The organism is Amycolatopsis sp. NPDC003731 (assembly GCF_053586895.1).
Window position 1 is genome coordinate 1 of sequence record NZ_JBSFNC010000037.1, and the last position, 12,395, is coordinate 12,395.

A 12,395-nucleotide genomic window follows, 5' to 3' on the forward strand; every position below is an offset into this window, starting at 1 on the left:
GGATGCTGAGGATCGAGTCGCCGCCGAGCTCGAAGAAGTTGTCCTCGACGCCGACCTCGGGCAGGCCGAGGGCGTCGGCCCAGATGGTCGCGAGGAGCCGTTCGGTGCCGGTGCGCGGCGCGACGCGGGTGGTGCCGCCGGTCCAGTCCGGGGCGGGCAGGGCGCGCCGGTCGAGCTTGCCGCTCGGGTTGAGCGGCAGCCGATCGAGGGGCACGAACGCCGAGGGCACCAGGTGGGCGGGCAGCGAGGCGCCGAGGAAGTCCCGCAGGTCGGCGGGCGCCTCGGGCACGACGTAGGCGACCAGCCGCTGGTGCCCGCCGTCGGTGCGCGCGACGACGACCGCCTCGGTGACGTCCGGGTGCTTCCGCAGCGCGGCCTCGACTTCGCCGGGCTCGATCCGGAAGCCGCGGATCTTGACCTGGTCGTCGGCGCGGCCGAGGTACTCCAGTTCGCCGCGGGCGGTCCAGCGCACGACGTCGCCGGTCCGGTACATCCGGGCGCCGGGCGCGCCCGCGGGGTCGGCCACGAACCGGCTCGCCGTCAGCCCGGGCCGGCCGAGGTAGCCGCGGGCCACCCCGGCCCCGCCGAGGTGCAGCTCACCGGCGACGCCGACCGGTACCGGCCGCATCCCGCGGTCCAGGACGTACGCGCGGATGCCGGCGATCGGACGGCCGATCGGCGGCGTGCGGTCGGTGTCGTGGTACCAGGCGGTGGCGTACACAGTGGACTCGGTGGGCCCGTAGATGTTGGCGATCCGGCTGTCCGGCAACGCTTTCCGGATGTCGAGCAGCGCGTGCCGGGTCAACGCCTCGCCGGCCAGGACCACGGTGGACGGCCGCACCGTCACCGCGCCCTGGGCCAGCAGCTGCGCGAACGCCGAGGGCACGCCGCTGACCAGGCCGACCGGCCGGCCGGTGTGCTCGCCTTCGCCGAGGGCCAGCACGTCCCGGACGATCTCGACGGTGGCACCGGTCATCAGCGGCGCGAAGATCTCGAACACCGAGACGTCGAAGTTCAGCGACGTCGAAGCGACCACTGTGGACCCCGGCCGGAAGACGTCCGCGAAGTCCGTGCGCGCCCAGGCCACCAGGTTCGCGGCGCTGCGGTGGGCGACCACAACGCCCTTGGGGCGGCCGGTCGAGCCGGACGTGTGGATCACGTAGGCGGGGTGGTCGGGGTTCGTGGCGCGGTCTCGCTGTGCGGGGGCGCCCTCGAACAGGGCGGGATCGTCGAACGCGAGCGCGGGGACGGACCCGGGGCCGCGGCCGTCCGGGGTGAGCAGCAGGGCCGGGCCGGCGTCGTCGAGGATCAGTTCCTGGCGGTCGGCCGGGTAGGCGGGATCGACCGGGAGGTAGGCGGCGCCGGACTTGAGCACCCCGAGCAGCGCCACCAGGATCCGTTCCGTGCGCGGCAGGGAGACGGCGACGAACCGTTCGGGCCCGGCTCCGCGTTCGGCCAGGACCCGGGCCAGCCGGTCGGCCTGCTCGTCGAGCTCGGCGTAGGTGAGCGAGCGGCCCTCGCAGACGACCGCGACCGCGTCCGGCGTGCGGGCCACCTGGGCCTCGAACAGTTGCGGCAGCGTGACTTCCGGCTCTTCCAGGACCGGCCCGCACGAGAGACCGGCCAGGTGCGCCAGCTCGGCGTCGTCGAGGATCGGCAGCTCGGCCACCGGCCGGTGCGGTTCGGCGACCACCGCTTCGGCCAGCACCCGCAGGTGCCCGGCGAAGCGGTCGATCGTGGCGGCGTCGAAGAGCGCGGTGTCGTACTCGATCGCGACACTGCGGCCCTGCTGCTGGAACTCCAGCACGAGGTCGAACCGGGCCCGGGGGCGGGGCAGATCGTGCTCGCCCAGGCGGAGGGCGCCCGCCTCCCGGGGCCGGACGAGGTCCTGCTGCAACACCAGCAGGACCTGCACCAGCGGGGTCCGGCTCGGGTCACGGGCCGGCCGCAGGTCGTCGACGACCTGGTCGAAGGGCACTTCCGCGGCGGCGAAGGCCGCCAGCGTCGTTTCCTTGACCCGGCCGAGAAAACGGTCGAACGGTTCCGCCGCGTCGACCGCGGACCGCAGGACGAGGGTGTTGACGAAGAACCCGGCGAGCCGTTCGAGCTGGTCGTGGTCGCGGCCGGAGACGGCGGTGCCGACGGCGACGTCGTCCTGCCCGGTGTAGCGGGCCAGCAGCACCTGGACGAGCGCGGTCAGCGTGGTGAACAGCGTCGCGCCGGTGTCGTGGCCCAGTGCGGCGAGGTTGTCGGCGAGCTCCGCCGGCAGCTCGTACCGGCGGATCGCGCCCTCGGTGGCCCGGACGGGCGGGCGCGGCCGGTCGGTGGGCAGGTCGAGGGGTTCGAGGCCGGCGAGCTGCGTGCGCCAATACGCGAGCTGCCGGTCGCGGAGGCCGGCCAGCCGGTCGTGGTGCCAGCGGGCGTAGTCGCGGTAGCCGATGTCGAGCGGGGCGGGCTTCTCCCCCGCGTAGAGCGCGGCGAGCTCGTCCACGAGCAGGCCGACCGACCAGCCGTCGGTGATGATGTGGTGCTGGCACAGCAGGAGCAGGTGGTCGTCCGGGCCGCGGCGGATCAGCGTGGCCCGGGTGAGCGGCCCGGTCGTCAGGTCGAAGGGGCGGTCCAGTTCGGCCGCGAGCTGCGCGTCGAGGTCCGCTTCGGCAGCGGTCTCCCGCAGCGGGATGGTGCCCTCGTCGGCGACGATCTGCACGCCCTCGCCGTCGACGGTCCGGAACGTCGTCCGCAGCGACTCGTGCCGCGCGGCCAGCCCGTCGAGGGCGGCGCGCAGGGCGTCGCGGTCCAGCGGGCCGGTGAGGGTGAGGCCGACGCCGGCGTTGTATTCGGTGCTGCCGGGGTTCTGCTGGTCGAGCACCCACAGGCGGCGCTGGACGGGCGAGAGCGGGACCACGGCCTCGTGCGGCACGGGCTCGATCCGGCCGGCCGGGGCGCCGTCGTCGGGCAGCAGCTCGGCGAGCTTCGCGATGGTGCGGGCGTCGAACACCACGCGTGGGGACAGGTCGGCGCCGAAGCGGGCGCGGATCCGGGCGAGCGCGCGGGCGCCGAGGATGGAGTCGCCGCCGAGTTCGAAGAAGTCCGCGTCGACGCCGATGTCCGGGACACCCAGGACGTCGGCCCAGATTGCGGCGAGCGCGTGCTCGGCCGGGGTCCGGGGCGCGGTGTGCGTGGCGCGGACCTGGGCGGACCAGTCGGGTTCGGGCAGCGCGTCGCGGTCGAGCTTGCCGTGGTGGGTCAGCGGCATCGCGTCCAGGGGGACGAAGGCGGCCGGGACCATGTACGGCGGCAGCCGGTCGGCCGCGGCGGCCCGCAGGTCGGCGGGATCGGCGTCCCCGACGACGTAGGCGACCAGGCGTTTGACGCCGGGCTGGTCCTCGCGGGCGACGACGACCGCCTCGCGGACGTTCTCCTGCCCGAGCAGCAGTGCTTCGATTTCGCCCGGTTCGATCCGGAAGCCGCGGATCTTGACCTGGTGGTCGGCCCGTCCGACGAACTCCAGCTCACCGGTTTCCGCGCGGCGGACGACGTCACCGGTCCGGTACATCCGCGCGCCCGGTGCGCCGAAGGGGTCGGCGACGAACCGGCTCGCGGTCAGGCCCGGCCGGTCGAGATAACCGCGGGCCAAGCCGGGGCCGGTGACGTAGAGCTCGCCGGTCTCGGCGGGGCGCAGCGCGTCGTCGAGGACGTACGCGGTGGCGTCCGGCAGCGGGTGGCCGATCGGGGGCGTGCCGCCGGGGACCAGCGGGTCGCTCCAGGTGGCGACGACGGTGAATTCGGTGGGACCGTAGGAGTTGATCATCCGGCGCCCGGGCGCCCAGGTCCGGACCAGTTCGGGCGGGCAGGCGTCGCCGCCGACGATCACCGTGCGGAAGTCCGGCAGCGCGTGGCCGGCCGGCAGCGTGGCCAGTGCGACCGGCGGGATGAGCGCGTGGGTGACCCGGTGCTCGGCCAGGACGTCCGCGAGCCGCTCGCCCAGCAGCGGGCCGGGCGGCGGCACGACGAGAGCAGCCCCGTGCGGCAGCGCCATGCCGAGTTCGAGGACGGAGGCGTCGAAGCTCGGCGAGGAGAACTCGAGCACCCGGTCGCCGGGGCGCACGTCGTATTGCTCCCGCATGGCGGCGCAGAAGCCGGCCAGGCCGCGGTGGGTGACGAGGACGCCCTTGGGCACGCCGGTCGAGCCGGACGTGTAGATGAGGTAGGCCGGGTGGTCGAGGTGCAGCGGGGGCGTGGGGTCGGCGGCTGTTTCGTCGTCGGTTTCGCTGTCGGTCTCGCTGTCGGTTTCGTCGAGGTCGAGGGTGGCTGCCGCGTGCCCGCGGCCCACGACGAGCACGGGCTGCGCGTCGGAGAGCACGAAGGCGACGCGCTCGGCGGGCTGCTCGGGGTCGACGGGCAGGAAGGCGGCCCCGGCCTTGGCGACCGCCAGCTCGGCGACGACGAGGTCGGCCGACCGGGGCAGCAGCAGCGCGACGACCTTTTCGGGGCCGGCGCCGCGTCGCACCAGCACGCGCGCCAGCCGGTTCGCCCGCGCGTTGACGGTCGCGTAGGTCAGGGTGCCGTCGGCGCCGGTCAGGGCCGGTGCATCGGGGGTGCGGGCGACTTGCGCCTGGAACAGCCCGGCGAGGGTACGCGCGGGCACCGATCTGTCGTCGTCGGCAGCAGGAACCGAGACGTCGTATCGCGGCATTGCGGAAACCTTTCGAGCACGGATGAGGTCAGCGCGGGGCCGTCCAGGCGCTGGCAGAAGACAGGCAGAAGGGGCCCGCGACCAGGGAAATCGGCAAAAGACTTCCGTCCGGGCAACCGGGTATTTGCCACTCGTTCAACAAATCGGCCCGGCGTGCCACACACCGGGCGAACCCGCAGGAACGAGCGCGAGACACATTGATCCTTTCCAGCGTGACAGCCGCGCGGCAACCCCCGGAAACAGTTCCGATTTCGACGGCACCCCCGCCGTGCCGATTAGGCACCGGCGACCGCCGAACGCGCGCGACAACCAGCGTTCTTCGTGCAGCAGGTCGGTCACCCGGCAGTCGAGTACCCCCAAGACCAGCCGGATTGGCATCACGCTACCCAGTGAACGCGTTGCTCGTACCGCCGAACGGAGCATTGGCAAAAATGTCCAAAAATCGCGGAGGCTTTGCCCGGACAGCGAGTAGTACAGCGACAGTTTTTGTTCACTCTTCTGCCGGAAAATGTTACCTCGATTGGGAGGTTTGACTTTACAGCAGAGCGCTCACCAGCGAAGACACCGCGTCACTCGGGTGACGAAGCCGGGTGACGCCGGGAGTATGCCGGTTTCGGGAGTTGTGGTTCAGCTTACGACACGTCACCCGATTGGCGGGTAACACGGAAGAGAGAGGTGCACCGGTGAAATGATCGATCGAAGAAGCGGTCCCGGGGCGCGGGATGCAGATCCTTGACGGGTCCCGCCCAGTGGGCCGAGTTGACGCGGGAATGCCGGAGGTCGCCGATTGAGCGAGAGGTGAACGGCGTTCACCGGGCCGGGGAAGCGGCGGGGGTTGGCCGGCGCGCTGCCCGTGGTGATGACGGAGGGTGGCACCGCGGGCTCGCGTTGCGGAGCGAGGCTTCCCCCAAGCCCGGCGGCGCGGGCTCCCCACTGCGGCCGGGCGACCCAACGGGCCCGGGCTTCCCACTGCGACGGGGCGACCGAACGGGCATGGGCCCCCACTGCAACCGGGCGACCCAACGAGCGCGGGCTCCCCACTGCAACCAGGCGACCAACAGGCACGGGGCTCCCTACTTCAACCGGCCGCCCAACGAGCGCAGGCTTCCCACTACGACCGGGCGACCCAACGGGCACGGGACTGCCCGCCGCGCGCGCCGACCCGCACCCGCCGGCCGGGCCACAGCCGCCCTGCACCGGCGCCGGCTCAACCGGCGCCCCACGCCCGCCGCAGTCAGGGCCCGCGCCTCGCCCCGCCTCGGCCCGCACTCGCCGACCGCGCCACGGCCGGCGCAGTGCACCCCATCCCAAGAGCCAGCACCTCGCGTCGGCCGCCCCGGCCCCGGCCGGCGCCCCGCACCCACCGGCGCCCAACCTCGCTTCCGGCCAGCCGCCGCGCACCCTGCGCCGCCCGCCACCCCACGCGCCCCGCATCCAGCCAAGTCGCCCCGCACCCAACGCCCGCCGATCCCGCCGCAGCCAGCGCCCAACGCCCGCGCCCGTCCCCGATCTGCATTCCCGCCCGCGCTCACCCACCCCAGAGCCGCATTCCCGGCCGATCCCCCCTCACCCCGCCGATCCCGCCACAGCCGACAGCCAACGCCCGCCGCCCCAGCCCCGGCGGGCGCCCCACCTGTCCCCGAACGCATTCCCACCCACGCCGAGCCACTCCCCGCTCGCCCCGCCGATCCCGCCACAGCCCGACACCCAACGCCCGCCGCCCAGCCCCGGCGGGCGCCCCACCTGCCCCCGACCCGCATTCCCACCCACGCCCACCCACCCCAGAGCCGCATTCCCGGCCGATCCCCGCCCACCCCGCCCCGAGCCGCCGACACCCGACCACCTGCCCCCTCTGATCCACAACCACCGGAATTGCGGCCGACGCGATCACGCCATCCCCCCACCGGAGCCCCACCCGACCCACACCACCGACCAGCATTCCCGGAACAACTTCACCCCAACCCGGAATCCGCCGGACGACCCCACCCTCAGCCGTCCGGAAAGGACGTCCACAATAGACCCATCCCGACCCATATCCGACGACCTCAGCCTCTTCGCCCGCCGAGACCCCTGACGCACCCACCGGGACCCGGCCCACCCCCACCCCGCCGAAGTCGTTCTTCACCCATTGAGGCGACACCCACCCCATTTCCCACCCCCGTCGACCCCGCCTCCTTGCCGCTTCGATGCGGGCAATTACGCCGAACGGACCCGCCCCTGTTTTACCCGCGAGTTGAATTCCCTTTCGCGCCGGTTGTGGATACACTTCCCCGGGAACGCGGGCGCATTGTGCTGTTCGCGTTCTCGAGCGCACATCCACCGGAGGAGCACCCACGTGGCCCAGAAAGTCTCCGTCGAGATCCTCGACGACATCGACGGCAGCGCCGCCGCCCAGACCGTCCAGTTCAGCCTTGATGGCGTCACCTTCGAAATCGACCTTTCCGACCGGAACGCGGCCGCCTTGCGTGACGAACTGGCCCGCTACATCGGCGCCGGCCGGCGGGTCGGCGGGCGCAAGGTGCGCGTCGCCACCGGGCAGTCGACCACCGCCGCCGATCGTGAGCGCAACCAGCGGATCCGGGCCTGGGCGAACGCGAACGGCTTCGACGTCTCCGAGCGCGGGCGGCTCTCCTCCGAAGTCGTCGCCGCCTTCGAACGGGTGCACGGGGAAGACGCGGAATCGCCCGTTCCGTCGCCGCGCAAGCGCGCTCCGCGCAGGAAAGCCGCCGCCTGACTCCCGAAAACGGCAGGAAACATTTTCCCGGCCCTTCGCCGGCGCGCCGGAATAACCGGCCGCGCCCGCGGTAATGCCTGATCGGCCCTTGTGGTCCAGACCCACCCGCCCTACGGTCGGCGAGGTCCGGGCCGCCACGGGGAGGAGCCGAAAAGGTGCTGGGAACCGTTCTGGCGAGCGCACTTCTGCTGACCGGCGCCGCCCCGGCCGTCGCCGACGCCGGCTGGACACCGGCGCCGATCGTCTGGTCGGCGTGCCCCGTCGACCCGGACAGCCCCACGCCGCCGGACGGCGAGTGCGGCACGGTCCGGGTGCCGCTGGACTGGAACTCGCCGCACGGACCGTCGATCGACCTCGCCGTGGCCCGGCACCGGGCCACGGATTCCGCACACCGCCTCGGCGTGCTGATGGCGGATTTCGGCGGCCCTGGCTCGTCGAATGCGGAACTCGCCGTGACGCCGACCGTGTTCAGCCCGGAGATCCGGGCCCGGTTCGACGTCGTGGGCTTCGACGTGCGCGGCACCGGCCGCAGCCACTTCATCGAATGCGAGAACACGGGCGCGCCGCCGAGCGACGAGCCGACCGGGCCGGCCGAGTTCGCCGCGCTGCGGACCTACAGCGAGAAACGAGTCTCCGCCTGCCGCGCCCGCAACCTCCCCGTCTTCGACCACGCCGACACCGGCGTCAACGCCCAGGACATGGACGCGGTCCGCCGCGCGCTGGGCGAAGCGCGGCTCAGCTTCTTCGGCATCTCCTACGGCACGCTGCTCGGCCAGCAGTATGCCGAGAAGCACGGGGACCGGGTGCGGGCGCTGGTGCTCGACAGCTCCATCGACCACAGCGCCGGCCTCACGCGGTTCCTCGGCGACCGGGCCGCCGCCGCGGACGACGCGTTCCGCCAGTTCGCCGCGTGGTGCGACCGGACGACGACCTGCGCGCTGCACGGCCAGGACGTCTTCGCCGTCTGGGAGAAAGCCCTCGCGATGACCGCCGGGGAGCCGCTGGCGCAGAACGAACTGCGCGACCGGGTGCTGAAAGACATGTACCGCCCCGACTACACCGACCTGGGCGAGACGATCGCCGAAGCCGCGGCCGGCAATCCGCCGATGACCGCCCAGTTCTCCTACAACTACGACTCCATCCGCCTCGCCGTCGTCTGCCAGGACTTCGACCTCCGGATCCGGAGTTTCGCGCAGTACTCGGTGCTGCACGCCGAGGAGCTGCGCCGCGGGCCGCTCATGCGCGGCAGCACGTTGAGCCACAGCGAAGCGATGGCGTGCCTGGGCGTCCAGGGCCCGCCGTCGAACCCGCCGCACCGGCTGAGCATCCCGCGCGCGCCGCAAGTCCTCCTGCTGAACTCCCTCCACGACCCGGCGACGCCGTACGCCTGGGCCCTCGCCATCCACCGCCAAGCCCCGGCGAACACCACGTTGGTGACGTACGAGGGCGCGGCCCACGGAGTCTTCGAAAAGAACACCTGCACCCGGTCGGCCGTGGCACGCTACCTGCTGGCGCTGGAAGTGCCGGACCGCGACATCAGCTGCCCGGCCTGACCCCTACCGGCGCCACGCCGTCCGCGACGGCCTGCACGGCGACGGCGGGAGGGCTCGCAGGTAGATGTGCTCGTCCAGGTCGTCCCGGCTTCGGGAGAACTCCTCCGCCGAGCCGGGTGCCTTCGTCCACTCCCGACACTCCACAAGAGACGCCGGCGGGCAGGCCGGTCACCAGCGGTAGTTGCGGCGCAGAGCCCGCTTCACGACCTTCCCGGTCGCATTGCGCGGCAGCTCCTCCACGAACACGACGTCTCGCGGCACCGCGAACCGCGCCAGCCGCTCCCGTACGTGCGACCGCACCGTGTCCGCGTCCAGGTGGGCGCCCGGGGCCAGCACGAGGTAAGCCGCCAGGCGCTGGCCGTACTTGGCGTCGCGGACTCCGACCACCGCCGCCTCGCGGACCTCCGGGAGGCTCAACAGCACTTCCTCCACCGGGGCCGGGGCCACGTTCTCGCCGCCCGACACGATCATCTCGTCTTCGCGGCCCTGCACGAACAGCAGGCCGTTCGCGTCGACGTACCCGCGGTCGCCCGTGTCCATCAGGCCGTCGCGGACGTCCAGCTGCTCTCCGTCGGTGTACCCGTCGAACAGCAGGCGGTTGCCCACGTACAGCCGGCCCGTCGCGCCCGGCGGGACCGGGTTGCCCGCCCGGTCCAGGACGCGGATCGCCGTGCCGATCGGCGGGCGGCCCGCCGTTCCGCGGGCCGCGCGAAGATCTCCTGGGCCGGCGATCGCCGCCCACGACACCTCCGTCGAGCCGTACAGGTTGTAGAGGATGTCGCCGAACGCGTCCATGAACTCCTCGCCCAGCCGGCCCGGCAGGCCCGCGCCGGAGCTGGCGACCACGCGCAGCGACGACAGGTCGTAGCGGGCCCGGGTCTTCTCCGGCAGGTCCAGCAGCCGCCGCAGCATCGTCGGCACCGCGAACAACGCCGTGCAGCGCTGCTTTTCGATCATCGACAGCGTCGCCTCGGGGTCGAACCGCCGGGGCAGCACCAGGCCCGCCCGCAGCGCCATGGCGAGCTGGAGCGCGGCCAGGCCCCACGTGTGGAACAGCGGCGCGGCGACCAGGATCGGTTCCCCGGCCCGCAGCGGGATCTCCGAGAGCACCGCGGCGGCGTCCGCGACGTTGTTCGGCGTCGGGCGGCGGGCGCCCTTCGGCGGGCCGGACGTGCCCGAGGTGAGCACGACGAGCCGGCCGGGCTTGGCCGGCGGGGCGAGCCGGGTGGGCTCCTGCGCTTCGATCAGCCCTTCGATCGTCGGGCCGTGCCACCCGTTGCCGGGCGGCCAGGTCCACAGCTGCGGGATGTCAGACGGCAGCTGCCCGCGCAGGGCGGCGAACTCGGCGTCGGCGAGCACGAGCTGGGAGCCGTGCCGCAGAGCGAACTCCGCCGCCTGGCCCAGGGCCAGCCCGGTGTTCATCAGGGCCACGTCCGCGCCGAGCTTGCTGCAGGCGATCATCGCCTCGACCATCGCGTTGTGGTTGCGGCACATCAGGAGGACCCGCGACCCCTCGGTGATGTCGTAGCGCTTCAGCACTGCCGCCAGCCGCGTGGTGCGGTCGTCGAGCTCGCCGAAGGTCCGCTCGGAACGCTCGTCGCACAGCGCGAGGGACTCCGGCGCGCGACGGGCGACCGCCTCGTAGCCGCCGGCCAGGGTCGAGCCCCAGCGGCCCACCGCCCGCAGCTGCCGCAGCGTCCCGGCGGGCTGGGCCGGGGTGAGCACGCCGGCCTTGACGAGGATCCGGGCGAACTCGCGCTTCGACGGGCGCGGCGGCAGCGGATCGGCCGCGGGGACGCCGCCGAGGTGGTCGCTGATCGCCGCGACCGCGTCCAGGATCCGCTGCCGGATCCGCGGGACCGCCGGCGACCGGCCGTCGAGCAGCGTGAGCAGGAGGGTGATCGCGCAGCCTTCGGGCACCGGGCGCAGAACGACGGACATCCGGTGCCGCCGGCCGGACCAGGCCAGGTGCTCGTCCCGGCGGTGGACGAAGATCTCGGCCTCGCCCTCGCCGCCGGCGCGGTACCGGTAGCGGGCGCCCCGGCCGGTCGCCTCGGAAACCGGCTCGCACGCGGTGATCCCCCGGACGAACCGCGGGTACAGCTGCGGGCTGCCCACGATCGTCCACACCGCCGCGGGCGGGTGCGGCAGGGTGACGGTGATCTCGAGGAGTTCGGGCTCCATCAGGACACGGCGGGAGGCGCCGGCACGGCGGTCATGACTCGGCTTTCTCCCTTGTGTCGATCCGGGGGGTTCGGCCTTTCGGCCGCTCTGCCGAGCATCCGTTTGCGCCGGCCGTCGTGTCAACACGCGGTCGCACGATTCGATGTATTCAATCGTGTGGAGCGCGCAAAAACCAGCGAACCGCCGAGTGCTTCACAGCTTTCTCACGCCGCGGCGGATCACCACGGCGGCGGGCCGGTGCTGCCCCGGACCACCAGGGACACCGGAATCCGTTCGAGCGTCGCCGTCCGCGCGCCCGACCCGAACTCGCCGAGCAACGTCCGCACCACCCGGTCGCCGAGTTCGGCGAACGACTGCCGGACCGTGGTCAGCGGCGGCCAGAAACTCGCCGCCTCGGCCATGTCGTCGAACCCGACGACACTGACCTCGCCCGGCACGGAACGGCCGGATTCGTGCAGCGCCCGCAGGAGTCCCAGCGCCATCTGGTCGTTGGCCGCGAAGACCGCGGTGATCGCCGGCTCGTGGGCCAGCACCCGGCCGAGCGTGTAGCCGGATCCGGCCGTCCAGTCCCCGACCACCGGCACCGGCACCGTGCGGTCGAACCGCGTCAGCGTCCGCCGCCACGCCCGTTCCCGGTGTTCGGCCGCGAACGAATCCGTCGGGCCCGCGATGTGCCACACGGTTTCGTGGCCGAGGGCGAGCAGGTGCTCGGTCGCCAGCACCGCGCCCTGTGCCTGATCGGTGTCCACGGTCGGATATCCGGCGCGCACGTTGGAATCGACGACCACCACCGGGATGCTGTCCGGGAAAACGATTCCCGGCCAATCCAGGTCGTATTCCTCGACCAGCACGACCAGCCCGTCGACGACGTGGTCCCGCAGTTCGCGGAAGGCATCGGTGACCGCGTCGCGGGTCGGTTTGCCCAGGGGCATCAGCTTGATCGCGTACCCCTCGGCCGCGGCCGCCCGCGCGACGGCGTCGAGCGTGCGGCTGTTGCCGAGCGTGGCCAGCGTCGAGGTGAGCACGCCGATCGAGCGCGCCGGGTCCGGCAGCACGACGGCCGCGCCGCCGCAGAGGTCCCCGCTGGTCCGTTCCCGCACGCCGCCCACCCCTCATCGGTCGCCCACACGACGACTCCGTCGCTTCGAGGTCACCACAGCGACGGGCGATGTTCACCTTGACGTGGGCAACACCGCTGTTCGCGACGCTCGTCAGCCAATCGCCATCC

At 72.9% G+C, this 12,395-nt stretch carries 5 protein-coding genes; 2 read left to right on the forward strand and 3 right to left on the reverse strand.

The genetic code is table 11. The features are described 5' to 3' along the window. Positions 1-4,696, reverse strand: a 4,696-nt coding sequence (locus ACWDN5_RS17800; protein ID WP_449677078.1) for an amino acid adenylation domain-containing protein, incomplete at its 3' end; no start/stop codon positions are given. A gap of 2,335 nt (positions 4,697-7,031) precedes the next feature. Between ACWDN5_RS17800 and ACWDN5_RS17805 the strand changes: the two genes are divergently transcribed. Both ACWDN5_RS17805 and ACWDN5_RS17810 read left to right on the forward strand, forming a co-directional pair. After that, complete coding sequence (locus ACWDN5_RS17805) at positions 7,032-7,430, forward strand: histone-like nucleoid-structuring protein Lsr2 (protein WP_310976934.1); 399 nt, start codon at positions 7,032-7,034, stop codon at positions 7,428-7,430. 155 nt (positions 7,431-7,585) lie between these two features. Then, the gene (locus ACWDN5_RS17810; RefSeq protein ID WP_449677079.1) at positions 7,586-8,983 is read left to right on the forward strand and encodes an alpha/beta hydrolase; all 1,398 of its coding nucleotides are present in this window, start codon (positions 7,586-7,588) and stop codon (positions 8,981-8,983) included. Between the two features lie 168 nt (positions 8,984-9,151). Here ACWDN5_RS17810 and ACWDN5_RS17815 read toward each other — a convergent pair whose 3' ends face one another. Beyond that, positions 9,152-11,167 carry an AMP-binding protein gene (locus ACWDN5_RS17815; protein WP_449677080.1) on the reverse strand — a complete coding sequence of 672 codons (2,016 nt, stop codon included), beginning with the start codon at positions 11,165-11,167 and terminating at the stop codon, positions 9,152-9,154. Between the two features lie 218 nt (positions 11,168-11,385). Beyond that, complete coding sequence (locus ACWDN5_RS17820; RefSeq protein WP_449677081.1) at positions 11,386-12,267, reverse strand: substrate-binding domain-containing protein; 882 nt, start codon at positions 12,265-12,267, stop codon at positions 11,386-11,388. Positions 12,268-12,395: the final 128 nt, after the last annotated feature.